At 65.2% G+C, this 18,163-nt stretch carries 14 protein-coding genes and 1 pseudogene; 12 read left to right on the forward strand and 3 right to left on the reverse strand.

The genetic code is table 11. From position 1 onward, the window contains the following. Positions 1-116 precede the first annotated feature (116 nt). The 5 genes and pseudogenes from cyoE to IPK27_19715 all read left to right on the forward strand — a co-directional run bounded on the left by cyoE (position 117) and on the right by IPK27_19715 (position 7,268). Positions 117-1,013 (forward strand): annotated as a pseudogene (gene cyoE, locus IPK27_19695) (protoheme IX farnesyltransferase). 186 nt (positions 1,014-1,199) lie between these two features. After that, positions 1,200-1,871: an SCO family protein gene (locus IPK27_19700; protein MBK8069756.1), complete on the forward strand. Its 672-nt coding sequence runs from the start codon at positions 1,200-1,202 to the stop codon at positions 1,869-1,871. 11 nt (positions 1,872-1,882) lie between these two features. Further along, positions 1,883-3,376 carry a hydrogenase iron-sulfur subunit gene (locus tag IPK27_19705; protein ID MBK8069757.1) on the forward strand — a complete coding sequence of 498 codons (1,494 nt, stop codon included), beginning with the start codon at positions 1,883-1,885 and terminating at the stop codon, positions 3,374-3,376. A gap of 323 nt (positions 3,377-3,699) precedes the next feature. Beyond that, positions 3,700-5,355 (forward strand): cbb3-type cytochrome c oxidase subunit I, encoded by a 1,656-nt coding sequence (locus tag IPK27_19710; GenBank protein MBK8069758.1) that lies wholly within the window; start codon positions 3,700-3,702, stop codon positions 5,353-5,355. Beyond that, positions 5,352-7,268 (forward strand): cytochrome b N-terminal domain-containing protein, encoded by a 1,917-nt coding sequence (locus tag IPK27_19715; GenBank protein ID MBK8069759.1) that lies wholly within the window; start codon positions 5,352-5,354, stop codon positions 7,266-7,268. Before IPK27_19710 ends, IPK27_19715 begins: the two co-directional genes overlap by 4 nt. 23 nt (positions 7,269-7,291) lie before the next feature. Here IPK27_19715 and IPK27_19720 read toward each other — a convergent pair whose 3' ends face one another. Continuing rightward, complete coding sequence (locus IPK27_19720; GenBank protein MBK8069760.1) at positions 7,292-8,260, reverse strand: prenyltransferase; 969 nt, start codon at positions 8,258-8,260, stop codon at positions 7,292-7,294. Positions 8,261-8,517: 257 nt separating this feature from the next. On the opposite strand from IPK27_19720, the gene IPK27_19725 reads away from it, so the two are divergent. Both IPK27_19725 and IPK27_19730 read left to right on the forward strand, forming a co-directional pair. Continuing rightward, the gene (locus IPK27_19725) at positions 8,518-9,918 is read left to right on the forward strand and encodes a hypothetical protein (protein ID MBK8069761.1); all 1,401 of its coding nucleotides are present in this window, start codon (positions 8,518-8,520) and stop codon (positions 9,916-9,918) included. 28 nt (positions 9,919-9,946) lie between these two features. Next, on the forward strand, positions 9,947-10,618 hold the full coding sequence (locus IPK27_19730) for a cytochrome b/b6 domain-containing protein (GenBank protein ID MBK8069762.1): 672 nt from the start codon (positions 9,947-9,949) through the stop codon (positions 10,616-10,618). Between the two features lie 427 nt (positions 10,619-11,045). Here the strand turns inward: IPK27_19730 and IPK27_19735 are convergent, their stop codons facing one another. Further along, a complete protein-coding gene (locus IPK27_19735) occupies positions 11,046-11,198 on the reverse strand; it encodes a hypothetical protein (GenBank protein MBK8069763.1) in 153 nt (50 codons plus the stop codon). Positions 11,199-11,431: 233 nt separating this feature from the next. Here IPK27_19735 and IPK27_19740 point away from each other — a divergent pair, with 233 nt between their 5' ends. The 4 genes from IPK27_19740 to IPK27_19755 all read left to right on the forward strand — a co-directional run bounded on the left by IPK27_19740 (position 11,432) and on the right by IPK27_19755 (position 15,533). Beyond that, positions 11,432-11,773: a cytochrome C gene (locus tag IPK27_19740; GenBank protein ID MBK8069764.1), complete on the forward strand. Its 342-nt coding sequence runs from the start codon at positions 11,432-11,434 to the stop codon at positions 11,771-11,773. 473 nt (positions 11,774-12,246) lie between these two features. After that, positions 12,247-13,185, forward strand: a complete 939-nt coding sequence (locus IPK27_19745; GenBank protein ID MBK8069765.1) for a DmsE family decaheme c-type cytochrome — start codon at positions 12,247-12,249, stop codon at positions 13,183-13,185. A gap of 30 nt (positions 13,186-13,215) precedes the next feature. Continuing rightward, a complete protein-coding gene (locus tag IPK27_19750; GenBank protein ID MBK8069766.1) occupies positions 13,216-14,178 on the forward strand; it encodes an MtrB/PioB family outer membrane beta-barrel protein in 963 nt (320 codons plus the stop codon). Next, complete coding sequence (locus IPK27_19755) at positions 14,115-15,533, forward strand: MtrB/PioB family decaheme-associated outer membrane protein (protein MBK8069767.1); 1,419 nt, start codon at positions 14,115-14,117, stop codon at positions 15,531-15,533. Before IPK27_19750 ends, IPK27_19755 begins: the two co-directional genes overlap by 64 nt. A gap of 292 nt (positions 15,534-15,825) precedes the next feature. On the opposite strand, the gene IPK27_19760 is transcribed toward IPK27_19755, so the two are convergent. Then, on the reverse strand, positions 15,826-17,322 hold the full coding sequence (locus IPK27_19760) for a carboxylate-amine ligase (protein ID MBK8069768.1): 1,497 nt from the start codon (positions 17,320-17,322) through the stop codon (positions 15,826-15,828). Between the two features lie 90 nt (positions 17,323-17,412). Here IPK27_19760 and IPK27_19765 point away from each other — a divergent pair, with 90 nt between their 5' ends. Beyond that, positions 17,413-18,150: an N-formylglutamate amidohydrolase gene (locus IPK27_19765; protein ID MBK8069769.1), complete on the forward strand. Its 738-nt coding sequence runs from the start codon at positions 17,413-17,415 to the stop codon at positions 18,148-18,150. Positions 18,151-18,163: the final 13 nt, after the last annotated feature.

Here is an 18,163-nt window from a genome sequence, read left to right on the forward strand (position 1 = left end):
CGGCGTCGTGCATCCGGCAAGCTGGCCACGACGCCGCCCGTCCGCGAGGGCGTACCCAAACCGGAGCGGCGACCTCGCGCGCCCTGGATGTCCAGTACCCAGCCGGAACCATGACCATGAGCACCGCCGTCGCCTTCGCCGATCGATCCCTGCCGGCACTCGCCCGCGAGGTGCTCGGCCTGTTCAAGCTGCGCATCGGCGTGCTGATCACGGTGACCGCGATGGTCGGATTCGTGGCCACGCCGGGACATGCAGCGAAAGGTTGGCAGGTGCTGGTACTCGCATTGTCCACCCTGGTTGCCGCCGCCGCGGCAGGCGCCTTCAACCAGTATCACGAGCGCGAGATCGACCGCCTGATGGTGCGCACGCGTGGCCGGGCATTCGCCAACGGCACCTTCTCCGCCAGTCCGGGCTGGTTGCTGCTGATGGCCTCGATGCTGGCCAGCAGCCACCGCGGGCGCCTGGTTGCTGGTCAACCCGCTGGCGGCTGCCTTCGTTTTCCTCGGCGCTTTCTTCTACGGGGTGGTCTACACCGTGTGGCTGAAGCGGCGCAGCTGGAGCAACATCGTCATCGGCGGATTGTCCGGCAGCTTCGCCGTACTCGCGGGCGCGGCGGCGTCCGATCCAGCCCTCGGCCCGCTGCCCTGGTCGCTGGCGCTGGTGCTGTTCCTGTGGACCCCGCCGCATTTCTGGAGCCTGGCGATCGCCTTCCGCGACGACTACGCCGCCGCCGGCATCCCGATGCTGCCCGTCGTCGTCGGCACGCCACGCGCGGCGCGCATCGTGCACTGGAGCACGCTTGCACTGGTGGCGTCTTCGCTGTTGCCATGTGCTTTCGGCGCGGGGTGGATCTACTTGTCGGCGCCGCGGTGGGCGGCGGTCTGTTCCTGTACCGCTCGTATCGGCTGGCGCACATGCCGACGCGGCAGACCGCGATCGCCTGCTTCCTCGCGTCGCTGGTGCAACTTTGCCTGGTGCTCGGCGCGATCTGCCTCGATGTCGCGCTGAGATGAACCCGATGCGCAGCGGCCCGCGGCGTCGAGCTGGCCTTTGGGGGGTGCTGGCGCTGCTCGTTTGGCTTCCCTGCATGGCGCAGGAAGCGGTGACTGTCGAAGCCGCGCAGGCCTTCGGCCTGGACCAGGAACAGGCCATCCGCGCCAGCCAGGCGGCCGTCGGCATGACCCCCGGCAACTACCAGCTTGCGCAACCGCGAGGGCGTGGCCATCCCGCTGTCGCAGTTCCGCGGCAAGCCGCTGCTGGTGAACTTCATCTACACCGGTTGCTTCAAGGTCTGCCCGACCAGTTCGCGCGCCCTCAAGCGCGCGGTCGATGCGATGCGCGACCGCTTCGGCCACGACCAGTTCAACGTGGTCAGCATCGGCTTCAACCAGCCCACCGATTCACCGATGGCCCTGCGCGAGTTCGCCGCGCAGCAGCGCATTGTCGATCCGAACTGGGAGTTTCTCAGCCCGCGCGAGGATGACGTCGCTGCGCTGGCGCGCGATTTCGGCTTCAGTTTCATCGCCACGCCGATCGGCTTCGACCACACCCTGCAGGTCAGCATTCTCGACCCTGCAGGACGGATCTCGACCCAGGTGTACGGCGATGCCTTCGCCGCCGACTCGCTCGGCGAACCGCTCAAACGCCTGCTCGCCGGAACCCTGGTCAGCGAAACTGCGAGCATCGCCGACCTGGTCGACAAGGTGCGCATCCTCTGCTCGGTGTACGACCCGGTCACCGGCAAGTACCGGGTCAACTACGCGATGTATCTGGAGATCGCCGGTGGACTCACCTTCATCCTGGCGATGCTCGCCTTTGCCGCCAGCGAGTTGCGCGCGCGGCGTGCGGCCGCGCGGCCGCGCGCCGGCTGAGCGCGCAACAGATGGCCGAGGTCCAGCCGACCTGGTCCCGCCTGGAACGCCGGCTGGACCGCTGGTTCCCGCCCGGCCGCAATCCCCTGCTTCACCTGGGCAGCCTCGCGTGCCTGATGCTGGCACTCGTCCTGCTCAGCGGGATCTACCTGTTCATCGTCTTCGACACCTCGGCAGCCGGCGCCTACCGCTCCATCGAGTCGCTGGCGCGCGAACAGCCCCTGGCGGGGGGCTGGCTGCGCAGCCTGCATCGCTACGCGGCGGACGCGATGTTCCTGTTCACCATCGCGCACCTCGCACGCGAGTGGGCGCTGGGACGTTACCGCCATTTCCGCCGGGTGACCTGGTGGACCGGCATCCCGCTGCTGCTGTTCCTGTACCTGGGCGGCATCGGCGGCTTCTGGCTCAACTGGGACCAGTTGGGCCAGTACTCGGCGCTCGCCAGCGCAGAGCTGATCGATGCCCTGCCCTTCCTCGGCGCCGGACTCAGCCGCCAGTTCATAGGGGTCGCAGCGGTGAGCGACCGGCTGTTCTCGCTGCTGATCTTCGTGCACATCGGGGTCGCGCTGCTGCTGGTGTTCGGCCTGTGGTTCCATTTGCAGCGACTCGGCTGGCCGGCGGTGCTGCCGCCGCGACGGTTGACCATCGGCTCACTCGCCATGCTGGGTCTGCTCGCGCTGCTGCAGCCCGTGCTCAGCCAGGTGCCTGCCGACCTGGCGCATGCCCCGACGACACTCGCCTTCGACTGGATCCTGCTGCACCTGCACCCGCTCGCCGAGGCCCTGACACCGGGCTGGGTCTGGCTGCTCCTGCTGATTGCCTTCGTGATCCTGGTGTTGCTGCCTTGGCGCGGTGGCAATGCGGCCCCGGTCGCGGCCGTTGTCGACCCCGACCACTGCAACGGCTGCCGCCGCTGCACGGTCGATTGTCCGTTCGGGGCGATCTCGCTGACCCTGCACCCGAACGGGAAAGCCGGCCAGCAACTGGCCGTGGTGGACGCCGAGCGCTGCGCCAGTTGCGGCATCTGCGCCGGTGCCTGCCCCACGTCCACGCCTTTCCGCCGCGACCAACGCCTGACGGCAGGCATCGACATGCCGCAACTGCCGGTGGACGCATTGCGCCAGCGCGTGCGCGCGGCGCTGGACGCCCTGCCGGACATGCACAAGGTGCTGGTGTTCGGATGCGACCAGGGCGCGGACCTCGCCGCCATGCGCAGCTCCGGGGCGGCCGGCATCAGCCTGCTGTGCGCCGGCCAGCTGCCGCCATCGTTCATCGAGTTTGCCTTGCGCGCGGGTGCCAGCGGAGTGGTCGTGGCCCCCTGCGGCGAGGGCGCGTGCGCGTACCGGCTGGGCAATCGCTGGACGGTGGAGCGCCTCGCCGGTGCGCGCGAGCCGCACCTGCGCGCCAGCGTCGCGGCCGACCGATACCGGGTGGTGCATGCCAGCCGCGGCGATGAAGCTCAGTTGACCGCCGTCATCGACGCAGGCATTTCGCGCAGCGAATAGTCGGGCCATGAGCCGCTTGCGCACCTACCTGGGACAGACGCTGTTGTACGCCGCACTCGCGACGGTGGTCGGCGTGTTTTCGCACTGGCCGCCCTACCAGCACCTTGCGCCTGACCAGGCTGTGATCAAGCTCAGCATCGTGCACCACGGCGAGCGCCTGGGCGACTGCGTCGAACAGACGCCGGAGGAACTGGCCAAGCTGCCGCCGAACATGCGCGCACCCACCCGCTGCCCGCGCGAACGCGCGCCGGTGAGCGTCGAGGTGGATATCGATGGCCAGCCCGCGATGCAGCTCACGGGACAGCCGTCCGGGCTGTCGCGCGATGGCGCCGCTGCCCTCTACCGCCGCGTGCAGGTGCCCGCCGGCAGCCACCGCATCGCAGTACGCCTGGACGACAACCCGCGCAAGGAAGGTTTCGACTACGCCGTGGAACAGAACGTCAACCTCAAACCCGCGGAAATCCTGGTCATCGACTTCGATTCCGCCGAGAAACGGATCCTCCTGCAATGAGTCACTTGCGCAGATTCGGCAACAAGACCCGCGTGCAGCCCGCGCTCGGCGTCGCTTCCCCCGGTCAGGTGCTGCCCTTCCCGCGCGTGCAGATGCCGACGACGGCGCACCTGAAGCCAACTACGTTCTCAGCGTGCCGCAGGACGCGCGCCGTGCGCTGGCCCGCGGCTGGCTGTGGCTGGGGTTGCTGGCGCTGATCGGCTCCGGGATCTACTCGGTGCTGCTGGTGGCCTCGCGCACGCCGGGCGTTAACCAACTGCTTCCGGTGGCGGATTTCTTCCGCGTCGCCCTGGTGGTGCACGTCGACCTGTCGGTGCTGGTCTGGTTCGTCGCGTTGGCCGGGCTGTTGTGGACGCAGAGCTGTCGCGCGATCGGCCTGCGCTACGCCCAGGCGGCACTGGCGCTGGCGGGTGCCGGCACCCTGTTGATGCTGATCGCACCCTTCGCCGGCGCTGGCACGCCGATCATGGCCAACTACATCCCGGTGCTCGATGGGCCGGTGTTCCTCGCCGGTCTCGCCGTGTTCGGCGTCGGCGCGACCTTGCTGGTGGCGCACGCACTGATCGCCGCGCCACGCGTGGGCAGCCTGGTCGACGGCGCCGGCGCGCTGCGCTTCGGGCTGAATGCGGCGACCGTTGCTACCGCCGTGGCCCTGCTCGCATTCGCGGCCTCGCTGTGGTTGACACCCGCGCTGGAGGGCAAGGCCTATTACGAAATCCTGTTCTGGGGCGGCGGCCACGCACTGCAGTTCACCTGGACGCTGCTGATGCTGGTGGGCTGGCTGTGGCTCGCCAGCGCGATCGGCGCACGGGTTCCGCTGTCGCCGCGGGTCACCCTGCTGTTGCTCGCGCTGGCGCTGGCCAGCGTCTTCGTCACGCCCTACGCCTACCTCGCACACCCGGTCAGTTCGGTCGAGCACCGCGAGTTGCACACCTGGGCGATGCGCCTGGGCGGCGGCGTCTCGATCGTCCCGATCGCGCTGGCGGTGCTGGTCGGCCTGGTGCGCGGGCGCAGCGCGCTCACCGAGGCGCAGAAACCGCTGCGCGCGGCGCTGGTCTCGTCGATGGCCCTGTTCGCTGCGGGTGGATTGATCGGCGTCTTCATCGCCGGCAGCAACGTCAAGATCCCCGCGCACTACCACGGTTGCATCGTCGGCGTGACGCTGGCGCTGATGGGTCTGGTCTACCTGTTGCTGCCGCAGCTCGGTTACCGCGCGCCGACCAGCCGCATGGCGCGCTGGCAGCCCACGCTGTACGCCATCGGCCAGTTCATGCACATCGTCGGGCTGGTCTGGTCCGGCGGCTATGGCGTGCAGCGCAAGATCGCAGGCGCCGAGCAGGTGCTGCGCAGCACCTCGGAAGTCGCCGGAATGGGCCTGATGGGCCTGGGCGGCCTGATCGCGATCATCGGCGGGCTGCTGTTCGTCGTGGTGGTCTGGCGCGCGCTCAAGCCCGTCCAGGCGCCATGATCCGTCCCCTGCAGGCCGGCCTGCGCTGGCTGTTCATGCATGCCGAGGCGTTGTTCAACCGCGCCTTCGGCGACGCGCACAACCCGCTCTACCACCTCGGCGCGATCGTTTTCTGGCTGTTCTGGATCGTCGCCGGCAGCGGCCTGTACCTGTACGCATTCTTCGACACCAGCGTGGTGGGCGCCTACGCCTCGGTCGAGTCTCTGACCCACGGCCAGTGGTTCGTCGGGGGCGTGCTACGCAGCGTGCACCGCTACGCATCGGACGCGATGGCACTGCTGATGCTGATCCACATGCTGCGCCACTTTGCCTTCGACCGGCTGCGCGGCTTCCGCGCCTTCTCCTGGGTCACCGGGGTGGGTCTGATCTGGCTGGTCTACGTCTCCGGCATCAACGGCTACATGCTGCCGTGGGACCGGCTGGCGCAATATGTGATCGTGACCAGCTTCGAATGGATCGACTGGCTGCCCGGCTTCGGCGGCACCCTGATCCGCAATTTCATCCACCCCGACAGCGTCAACGACCGCCTGTTCTCGCTGTTGTCCTTCATCCACATCGGTGCACCTCTGCTGGTGCTGCTGCTGATGTGGGTGCACGTGCAGCGGGTGCCCAAGGCAGCGACCCACCCGCCGCGCGCGATCGCGATCGGCGTGGTCGCGATGTTGCTGGCGCTGTCCGCACTGCAGCCGGTGGTCAGCCAGGGCGGTGCGGCGGACCTGGGCAGCGAGGTCGGGACGCTGGCGCTCGACTGGTTTTACCTGCCAATCTATCCCCTGCTCGACCGCTGGTCCCCCGGCGGGGTGTGGGCCCTGGTGATCGGCATCACCGGCCTGCTGGCGCTGCTGCCGTGGCTACGGCGTACCCGGCGCGACCGGCAGACCCGCTTCCACCTGGTGCTGCATCCCGGCCCGGAGCAGGTCTCCGCGCGCCCGGGCGAGACCCTGCTGGAAGCCGGGCTGCGTGCGGGACTGGCGCTACCCTACGAATGCCGCAATGGCGGTTGCGGCGTGTGCCTGTGCAAGCTGCTGAACGGGCGTGTCGACCACGGCCCCTTCCAGCCAGGCACCCTGACCCCGGCGATGCGCGAGCGCGGCGAGACCCTGATGTGCTGCGCCACACCACTGGAAGATCTCGAGATCGAGGTCCCGGTCGAATCTCTGGGCGCCGCGGCGCGCAGCGCACCGCGCCAGTGGCCGGCGCGTGTGGAGCGGCTGGAGCGCCTGGGCCCGAATGTCATGCGCGTGTGGCTGTCGCTGCCGGGCGATGAGCGGATCCAGTTCGCCGCCGGTCAGTACCTCAACATCGTGCTGGAGGACGGCCAGCGCCGCGCCTTCTCCTTCGCCAACCCGCCGCAGGACAATGCGCTGATCGAGCTGCATATCCGCCTGATCCCGGGCGGACGCTTCACCACCCATGTGTTTTCGGAAATGCGCGTCGGCGATGCGCTCGCCATCGAGGGACCGCTGGGCGGGTTCACGCTGCACGCCGGCGACAAGCCGATCCTGCTGGTCGCCGGCGCCACCGGGTTCGCACCGATCAAGAGCATCCTCGAAGACGCCTTCGCGCGCGGCATCCAGCGTCCGATGCAACTGTACTGGGGCGTCAGTCACCCGCAGGACCTGTACCTGCTCGAGAGCATCGAGCGCTGGCAGCGCGAGCACCCGAACTTCCGCTTCACCACGGTGCTGTCGGAACCCGCGAATGCCCCGGACTGGGCCGGTCGCACCGGAATGGTCCACCAGGCAATGCTCCAGGACCATCCGGACCTCGGCGGCTTCGAGGTCTACCTGTGCGGGTCGGTGAAGATGGTCGACAGCGCCCTGCCCGACTTTCTGGCACACGGCCTGGGGCCGAATGCCTGCTTCACGGACGCCTTCCATCCGGCCGCCACGGTCCACCCGACCGGGGGATGAGCCTCATCCGCAAGCGATGTCACTCAGGGCCGCCACCACAGGCCCAGGGTCATCGCCACGGCTGCAATGTGCGCGGCAGCGATGGTCTGCCGGATGGCGGTCGCAAGCAACTGCGGGCGGCTCGCGTCGCGCAGCAGCGCGCGCGCTGCACTGATGGCCGGCACCAGCGCGAGCAAACCCAGCGCGGCGCCGCGCGGAAGCAGGCCCAGCGCCACCGGAACGAGGATTGCCGCCGCCGCCAGCGCCAGGATCAGCACATAACCCCAGCACGCCTGCTCGGGCTCCAGACGCGCCACCCAGTGCAACTTGCCCGCGGCGATATCGGCCTCGCGATCAGGAAACTGGTTGATGTACAGGATGTTGGTGGTCAGCAGCGCGTATGCGATTCCTGCCAGCATCGGCGTTTGCGAGAACTGCCCCCGCTGCACGAAATCCGCACCGACGACCACCAGCCAGAAGGCCAAGGCAACGCATGCTTCGCCGAATCCGCGACTGTTCAATTGCAACGGTGGCGATGAATAGGCCCAGCCCACCAGCAACCCGGCCAGTCCGATGCCGAGCAGTCCGCCTCCAGACCGCAGGACCAGCAGACATCCGCCGATAGTCGTCACCGCGAAGAGCGCCATTGCGTAGCGGCGGGTCTGCGTGGGGGTGAACACGCCGTTCTGGATGAAACGCGATCCTCCAGTGTACGGGAATAGCCTCCCGATGTTCATCGCGTCCGTGCCGTTCAGGTGGTCGCAGTAGTCATTGTGGACGTTGACCGCTGCGTGCGCGCACAACGCGAGGAGCATCGTCGCGGCCGCGGCGATGCCATCGACCGCGCCTCCGCCAGCGACGGCAGCCGCGATTCCGAGCAGACAACCGGCCAGTGTGATCGTCAGGAAGGCCGGACGCGTGGCCAGCAGGTAGCGTCCTATCGGGTGGCTGACCGTCGCGACCGTCGGTTCGCCCTCTTGCAGAAGTTCCGGGGCGGCAGGTTGCTCAGCCATGTTGGCTCCCGATGCGCTTCTGCACGGGCCGGGTCAGGTCTGCATCGCGGGTGAGACTGACGCATCCCCCGCACGATGAGGCAGCGTGGTCAGTCCGTGCATTCCCGCCCCCGCCGTTCTTGACTATCCTCAACACGGATCCGTCACGCAACGAGCAGAGTCTGAACCTGTGCTCGACCGTCCGGACGAAGGCCCTGTGCCACGCGGCAACCGTACGCCGGCCTGCAATGCTGACTCACTCAAACCTGGAATCGGCGATGAGTACTTCCTCCCCTGCATCGCGACGCTGGCACTGGCTCCTGGCTGGAACACTGGCCCTGGCGCTGGCTGTACCGTTCGCGCCGGTGCTCGCGCAGGACGAGCAGGAGGAGCCCGAAGAAGAGATCGAACTTGCGGAAGAAGACGTCGCCTGCCTGGAATGTCACGACGATCCCAAGCTCTCGGCCAAGCTCGAGAGTGGCGAGACGATCTCCCTGCACATCTCGACCGAGGCGTTCCTGAGTTCGATGCACAACGAGAATAGTTGTGCCGACTGTCATTACGAAATCGACATCGAGACCCACGGCAAGGGAGAGATTGCGATCGCCAGCAAGCGCGATCTCGGCGTTGCCATGGCCGACATCTGCCAGGACTGCCACAAGAAGAAATACCGCGAGTACGATGACAGCGTGCACGCCATGCTGATCGAGCAGGGAAGCGAGAAGGCGCCGATGTGCGCCGATTGCCATAATCCGCACACCGTGCGTTCGTGGAAGCTTGCGGAACCGGCAGCGGCAATGCCCTGCGGCAAGTGCCATAAGGATGTATTCGAGGCTGCCGCCAATGACGTGCATGGCATGGCAGCCGGAAACCAGCAGAATCCGGCGCCGGTGTGTTCGGGATGCCATCAGGCGCACGGCGTTAAAGCGGCATCGCTGGGCACCGCGCTGCGGGACACCTGCCTCGAGTGCCATGACGACGCGGCTGCCAGGCACAAGGTCTGGCTGCCCAACGCCGAGCGCCATTTCGAGTCCATTTCCTGCCCCGCATGCCATGCCCCGACGGCTGAGCGCCGCGTGAACCTGCGCCTGTTCCAGGGGGCCGGCGCAGATCAGCAGCAGATGCTGGAGGAGTCCGGCGTGCCGCAATTCGTGAAGCTGGCCAAGGAGATCGACAAGAAGGATCTCGGCCTGGACGGCAGCGAGCTGCGCGCACTGCTGAAACAGGTCGCGGGAGACGGTGCCAACGGCAAGGTGGTACTGCGCGGACGTCTGGAAGTCAGTTCCGCGGTGCAGGCGCACCAGTTGGCGGACAAATCCAAGGCGCTCGCTGACTGCACGATGTGCCATCAGGCTGGGGCGCAACCCTTCACCAGCGTCAACCTGACGATTGCCGGGCCAGACGGGCGTCCTCTGCGCCACGACGTGCAAACCGAGGTGCTGAACTCGCTGCAATCGCTGGACTCGGTGCAGGGCTTCTATGTCCTTGGAAGCACCAGGATCAAGTTGCTCGATTACCTGCTGGTGCTGGTGGTACTCGGCCTGGGTGGCGGGCTGGCCGCCCATGCCAGTGCACGTTTCGTATTCCGCCGCATTCGCGAAAAGCAGGCTCGGAAGGCACTTGCAGGCTCTGCGGATGCCGCCAGCCAGTCATCAACTGGCGACAGTGGAAAGGCGTGACGCCTGACCGGAAATCCAGGAGAGCATCATGGCAAAGCTGTACATTCACCCCCTGCCGATCCGGATATGGCACTGGCTGAACGCACTGGGGATCATCCTCCTGATATTGACTGGCCTGCAGATCCGGTATGCCGGACTGTTCGACCTGATGTCATTCAGGAACGCTGTGCGGCTGCACAACTGGACTGGGTTTTTCGTGGCAGCAAATTTCCTGCTGTGGTTCTTTTATTATGCCTTTTCCGACCGCATCAAGGTTTATCTGCCAGAGTTGAATCCGAGGAAGTACTTCCCGGCAATGTTCCGGCAAGTCTATTACTACGCCTATGGCATCCTTCGCGGGGAACCCAATCCCTACCGCGTGACCGTTTATGGCAAGTTCAATCCGATGCAGGCAATGACCTACCAGGTCGTCATGCTGGTGCTCCTGCCGCTGCAGTTTTTCACTGGCCTGCTGCTGTGGGATGTCACCGGGTTCAGCAACCAGATCGACATGCTGGGCGGAATCCGCATCGTCTCCACCGTGCACATGCTGCTGTCGATCGCCTTCGTGGCCTTCCTCCTTCCACACCTCTACCTGGTCACGCTCGGGCATACGTTTGGCGCCCACACCAAGGGCATGATCACCGGCTATGAGGATGTCGATGACGAACCTGCAAACGCGCCAGCGGCAGCGACCGCCCCGGCGTCAAGCGAGCACTGAAACAGGAGCCGCCATGAACGGCGGCACGCACAACGCATATGCTTGCCCTGTGAGAGTTCCGGTCGCCCCTCGCGGTGCGCTTGTTCGCGCATCGAACCGTGACACTCGCAAGATCGCGGACTGTGTTTTTGGACGCAAAGGACGCAAAGGAAATCAAACGCGATACAGCGCTGGGGTATCCCCGGCACTTGCTGTCTTTGCGTCCTTTGCGTCCTTTGCGTACTCAATCACAGGGTCGTCGTTTCGCACGGGCTGAAAATGTATGAAATTCAACACCTTGGCGTATGTTCGGTGAGAGTTCCGGTCGCCCTTGGCGGTGCGCTTGTTCGCGCATCGAACTGGAGGGCACGAGGGCACGCAAGAGCCGGTTCGGTGCGAAGGAGCGCCTTTGCGTGCCCTCGTGCCCTCCGATCTTGTCATCGCTAAATCAATGCCTTGCCTCTTCGTCCAGTCTCGGGTCCTTTCCCTGAAGCAGTTTCGCCAGCCCCACCACCGGCATCAAGGCCATGTAGCCCAGCGCAAACAGTGGCGACAACAGGAACAGGACAACCTGTTTGAGGCGCAACATGAGCGTCGACATGGTAAGCAGATCTCCCCATTGACAGGATTCGCCAGCTCAGTGGCAATCTACCCTGATGGCGCCTGCACGGGTTGACAGCAGTCAAGATTCCCGAAGCCCGGGCACGTTAGTGTTCACGCAGGTCATTGCCAGCTGGCATGGCAAGATCGACGCGCCGTCACCCCGCGCGGCGTGGGAAACCCGGCGTTGGCTGCACATCCATCCCAGTTGGCCTTCCAGGCAAGGAGCAATCCATGAAGTTGACCAAGACTCTGGCTATCACGAGCTCTCTCCTCTTCGCTTTCGCCGCAATGAGTCCCGCCGAGGCTGCCGTCGACGCCAAGGCTGCCGAGGCCCTGATGAAGAGCAATCGTTGCGGCAGCTGCCACCATGCCACCAAGGACAAGTCCGGCCCGTCGCTGAAGAAGATCGCGGCAGACCTCAAAGGCAAGGCCGACGCGGAAGAGCAGATCATCACCATGATCACCACCGGCCCCATGGTCGAGATCGATGGCGAGAAGGAAGAGCACAAGAAGATCAAGACCACCGATCAGGCTCAGCTGAAGAACCTCGCTCAGTGGCTGCTGGCGCACTGACCGGCTGACCCGATCCGAGTACTTCAAACGGAGCAGGCCACTCAGCCTGCTCCGTTTTTTTTGCCCCGCGTGCGCCGTCCATGGGTTGGGTCGGCCCTGGCGACGGACGGCCGCCCTTGCTTCTTCGATGTTCCCCGTGCCCGGCAGATGCAGACGACATCGACCTGCCTTCGCTTGCTGGTTCAGGCACAGGTACCGATTTTCACGGCGAATTGACCTTGATCAATACTCGGATCGGCGACTAGGTTCAGCGTTGCTGAACATAAGACCAGGGCGCAGGACCTCGACCAGATGGACACCAGCACGCTCATGGACATGACGATGGACCTTGGACCGGCCGCAACCTCGGTCCCGCCATTCGCAGCGTGCAACGAGTTTGCTGGGGCAACCAGGTACAAGCCGGCTTGATCCGTCTTTGGCCGGATCGACGTCAACACTCAAATGTTGAATTGAAGAGTTACAAGGAGGGGACCATGCGGACGTTCGGAAAGGCAACCCCAGGTGCGCTGTTCACGGGGTTGGCCCTGTTGCTCGGCTCCTGGATTTCCGGGACAGCGATTGCCGCCGAGGCTGGAAATGGCCCGGATGATCCCGGCTTCAAGAAGTGCGTCCGCTGTCATGACGAGACTTCCGAACACCCGGTGCTCTCGATCCTCCTTACCAAGCACGGCATGGTGGCCGACAGCCGCACGCCGATGGCCGACGATGCCTGCGTGACCTGCCATGGCCCCAGCGTCGCCCATATCAAGGATGACGAGGTGCTGCCGGACATCACCTTCGAGGAGAAGGACGCCGAGATCAGCAATGGCCAGTGCCAGTCCTGCCACAACGGCAAGCAGTTGATGCATTGGCAAGGTAGCCGGCATGAGGCCGAGAACCTGCGCTGCATCGACTGCCATTCCGTGCATGTGGCGCAGGATCCGGTGCTGGACAAGACCATGCAACCGGACGTTTGCCTGACCTGCCACCAGGATCAGCGCGCCGCCATGACCAAGCCCTTCCGCCACCCGATCCGCGAAGGCGAGATGAGCTGCACGGGTTGCCACAATCCACACGGTTCAATGAGCCAGGGCAATCTGGCGCGCAATACGGTCAATGAAACCTGCAACAACTGCCACGCCGACAAGCGCGGCCCGATGTTGTGGGAACACCAGCCGGTCACCGAGGACTGCACGATCTGCCACTCGCCGCATGGCTCCGTCCACGCCGGCATGCTCAAGCAGCGCGGGCCCTGGCTGTGCCAGACCTGCCACCTTGCCAACCAGCACCCGAGCACGGCCTACAGTGGAACCGGCCTGCCCGGCGCCACGCGGCCCTCGGGCGCGCAGCAGATGCTGCACAAGAACTGCATGAACTGCCACGGTGAAGTGCACGGTTCCAACCATCCGTCCGGCCCGCGCTTCACGCGCTGACCTCAACGCCGATCGCATGCGAGATATGCCATGAACATCCAGCACAAATTGCTGAGCAAGGCCATTCGCGAAGTACTCAGCCGCGGCACGCTCTGGGCGGCGATTCTGGCCGCTGCCCTTGCCAGCGGGAGCCTTTGCGCTCAGGACGCCGACGAGGCGGATGACGAAGCCGATGACACGGACCTGATGCTTGAAGAGCAGACCGTCGTCAAGAACTATGTCGAGGTCGGCCTCGGCAACGTCTCCGATTCCTCCTATCGCTTCGGTCGTTACACGGGGATGGAGGATGAGGGCCTGTTCCCGGTCGTCAACGTCGACATCTTCCGGCGCGGCCCTTGGGACGGCGACGACGCCGGCTACTGGCGCCTGACCGGTCGCAACCTCGGCCTCGACTCGCGGGACCTCGCCTTCGAAGCGGGCCGCCAGGGCGCCTGGAACTTCCACGTCGGATTCGACCAGATCCCGCATTACCAGTTGCAAGATACTCAGACGATCTTCCAAGGCGCGGGCAGCACCAACCTGAGCCTGCCGACCGGCTGGGTGGCGGGGCAGACCACGGCCACGATGACCCAACTCGTGCCCAATTTGCGCACCTTCGCCATCGAGCACAAGCGCGAACGGTTCGATATCGGTGGCGATGTCGTGCTGCCATCGGGCTGGAGCTTCGAGGTCAACTACAACCTCGAACAGAAAGAAGGCAACAAGACCATCGCGCTGACCATCGGCAGTTCCGGCGGCAACCCGCGCGCGATCATCGCGCCGGAGCCGGTGGACTATGAAACGCGCACGGTAGATGCGGCGTTGAGCTTTGCCGACACGACCAAGCAGCTCACGCTCGGTTACTACGGCTCGTTCTTCGACAACGGCAACAACTCGCTGATCTGGCAGAACCCTACTCCAGCATCAACGGCTGGACGCCGACCGCGCAGGTGGGCTACCCGAACGGCCTGGGGCAGATGCACCTGGAGCCGGACAACGACTTCCACCAGTTGAACCTGAGCGGCGGCTGGAGCTTCTCCAAGACCACCCGGCTCAGCGGCGAGGTTTCCATCGGCCGCGGCACGCAGGACCAGGCGTTCCTGCCGTACACGATCAATCCCTTGCTGGCAGCCACGATCACCCAACCGTTGCCGGTGGATTCGCTCGACGGCGAAGTCGACACCACCCACATCGCACTGCGGTTCACGACGCGGCCCTTCGACTCGCTGACCCTGGGCGCCAGCTACAAGTTCGACGAGCGCGACAACAAGACGCACCATCACGAGTTCGTCTACATCGGCGGCGATTCGTTGGCGCAGAACGTGGCCGCCACCAGTGGGCAACGGCGCTACAACGAACCCAAGAGTTACCAGGATGAGTACTTCAAGCTGGACAGCAACTGGAATGCCACCGACTGGCTGCGCGTGACCGGCGAGGCGCGCTGGCGTCAGACCGAGCGCCCGCACCAGGGGCGCGAGGAGATAGACGAGGACCTCTACACGTTGAATTTTGCGATCGACACTGGCGGCTTCATCAACGGCGGCCTGCGCATGAGCAGTTCCGATCGCGATGGCGGCAGCGAGTACCTGGGCTACGAGACCCTGATCGGCGGCTACGCTCCGGGTTACTACAACACGCTGCAGCCGTTCGTCGATGGCTTCCCGTTCGAGAACCACCCGGACCTGCGCAAGTTCAACCAGGCCGACCGCGAGCGCAAGGATGGCGAGTTGTACGCGAGCTTCATGCCGGTCGAGGAAGTGTCGCTCAGCGCCAGCGTCAGCTATGCCGAGGACGATTACGACAACTCCCTGAAAGGCCTGACTTTCTCCCGCGTCAGTGCCTACAACGTGGACGTTGCCTGGTCGCCGAGTTCAGCGGTTTCCGCGTATGCCTTCGCATCTGAAGAACGCTACAAGAACGACCAGAACGGCTCGTCCTTCGGCGGCGCCACCCGCGGCGTGCAGATCTACGACCCGGCGCGGGCGTGGAACGTCAAGAGCCGCGACTCCGTATTCACCTACGGCTTTGGATTCAACGCGAAGTTCATGGAAGACAAGCTGACCGTCGGCGTCGACTGGGTGGATTCGGATGCCGAATCCGATGTACTCACCACCGTGGGTTCTGGCTTGACTGCACGTGCGCTACCCACCTCGGAAAGCGACCTGACCTCGGCAAGTCTGTACGGCGATTACGCTTGGCGCCGCAACATCGTCTTTCGTCTGCGCTTCGCCTACGAACAGTTCGAATCCACTGACTGGGCGGTCGACAACGCCCCGCCCGACCAGTTGGCCAATGTCATCACGATGGGCGGCAGCAGCCCCGACTACGATGTGTGGGTGACCACCTTCAGTGTCGGATACCGCTTCTGAGTCGAACCGGGAACCCGCCACAAGGCGGGTTCCCTGCTTCCGGGGTTTCGAGATCGATGGTTGCCAGCCCTAGTGTGGTGTTCCGTAATTACCTTGAATTATTTCCGCGCCTTTTGCGCCGATGCGGCGTTGCTCGTCGTCGCCATAGCCCTGCTATGACTCGTCCTCTCGCCTTGCCTCGCCGCAAAATTCATCGGAAATTTCTTCAACTTAATTACGGAACACCAAACTAGTGTTGCCCGCAAAGCCTGCCCCCTCATCGGGGCGCCCAGGATCGGTGATCCGGTGTGCGTCAGCGCCCCGCTTCCTCCAACAACACGGCGACGGTCTCTTCGAACAGCGCGTCAGCCCGGGTCCGATCGGCGGCAATCGCCACGAGCCCTAGTTTGCCGAATTCCGCGAGCGCCCCGATCAGGTTGAACACCACGCCGGTCTGGGTGTTCTGGTCGAAATGCAACTGGCGCTCGACGAGGATATCGATCAGGTCCTCGGGCACCAGTCGCTTGAGGCGCTCGTCCACCAGATTGTCGGTTGCGCAGTAGCAACGGGCCTGGCCCAACGGGGTCAGGAACTCGCCGGTGATAGAATCCACGTACCCGGCGGTCAGAAACTGGAGCATCTGGTAGGGCAAGGTGGTGCCGCCTTTCCGCAGATTGATCTCGATCGCATGGTGGCGCCAGCCGCCTTCCTCCTGTACCGAGACGAAGTCGATCGAAAAGCGCCCGATGACCCCCTCTGCAGCAAGGACGGCGCCCACTTTCCGGCCGGTCTCCGCGAGCGCTTGCCGATAAGCGGCGTCCGCGGGAAAGCGGCTTCCAAGGAATATCTGCCCGGTAGGTCCGCCGAGTATCTGGTCGTGGGTGGAAATGACTTCCAGCACGCCCAGCGCGTTCACCCGCATCTGGACCGAAGGCGAGCATTTTGCCTTGCCGTCGATCCAGGCCTCGACGACCCCGCCCTTCTCGGCGAACTTGCGTGCGTAGGTCGTGAAGTCCATTCCGCTGGCCTCGAACCGGAGTCTTTGCGGAAGCTCGGCGCGCATCCAGGAGACGAGATCGCCTTCCTCCGGCGCATCACCGAAATCGATCACCGCATTGCCTTCTCCGGAGAAGCCCTCATCGAGCTTCAGTACCGCGCGCCGCAGTCCTGGCTGGCGTTGCCGCAAGTCCACCAGTGCCTGGGCCGCGGCATCGAGATCCGGCAAGCCCTCGGCACCATCCGCAGACAGCACGCCCGCCCGACGGAAAGCGGTCCGGCTCCCGCTCTTGCTGCCCCAGTAAGCCAGTTCCGGATCGCAGGCATACAGTGGGACATCGAGCACCAGCGCAAGCTCGCGTTCCAGCGCGGTGGCATTGAAGACCGAGAGGTGCGCGAGTGCCGGATCCCCGATGGCAGCGCGCAGCCGGGCCAGCAGGCGCGGCCGCTCCAGGATTTTCTGGGTCAGGCTGCGCGGCGAGGCATCGTCCGCCGACAGCAGCGTGAGCCGCCTGCGCGCGTGCGTCCCCGGAATTCCCGACAACAGGTTCAGGTAGTAGTCGATGACGCTGGGTGCGATCGGCGTCGAAGTGACGAAAACCACCCGGGTGCGCGGCATGCGCAGGAGCATGAGCATGCTCAGCTGGCGCTCTTCATAGTGACGCGCACCTTCGACCCGGGCCAGGACTTCCGGGTCAAGACTCAGCCCCGGCACGACAACCACGGTGCGCGGCGCCAGACGGTCGTGCGCCACCCGCTCGAACATCGGGCGCAGGCGCGATTGCAGCAAAGCGAATCGGGCATCAGCTTCCATGCTGATCGCGTATACCGGAGATCTCGGGCCGCACCCTGATCCGGATCAAACTGCGGCATCATCGAGGCCCCAGGATCGGCAGCAGCATCGATGTTCCGCTTTCACCCGGGCAGCAACCTCCACTGGCTGGTGCTGTGCGATCACGCGTCGAATCGCGTACCGGCAGAATTGTCGGATCTGGGACTATCGCCGCACGAACTCGGCCGGCACACCGCCTGGGATATCGGGGCAGGCGATGTCGCGCGGCGCATCGCGCGTGGACTTGGGGCGCCGCTCATCGAACAGGGCGTTTCCCGGCTGGTGATCGACGCCAACCGCGGCTGGGGCGACGACACCTTGATCCCGCGAATCAGCGACGGCACCCGCATCCCCGGGAACCAGGACGTCGACGAAACCGAGAAGCGCCGGCGTTGGGAGCTCTGGCATCGCCCCTACCATCGCCGCATCGAGCGCCATCTGAATCAGATGCACGGCGTTGGCCTGGTTCCTTTCGTCGTGTCGATTCACAGCTTCACACCCCAACTCGGCGGCGGCGAACCTCGGCCCTGGCCCATCGGAATACTGTGGCGCCACGATCCAACCCTGGCCCACGCGCTGATCAGGCACCTGGGCCGCGATGGAGAGTTGATCGGAGACAACCGGCCCTACGATGGACACGTGGCGATGGGCTACACCGTCGAATTCCACGCCATCGGCCGGGCGCTGCCCTACACGATGGTGGAATTGCGTCAGGACCAGCTGGCCACACCCTCGGCGCGCAGGCGCTGGGCCTGCAAGGTCGGCTCTGCGCTCGAGGCAGTCGTCGGGCATTTCCGCCGCATTCGCTGAGCCGATGGTCGGC

Source organism: Rhodanobacteraceae bacterium (assembly GCA_016713135.1).
Classification (GTDB): Bacteria; Pseudomonadota; Gammaproteobacteria; order Xanthomonadales; family SZUA-5; genus JADKFD01.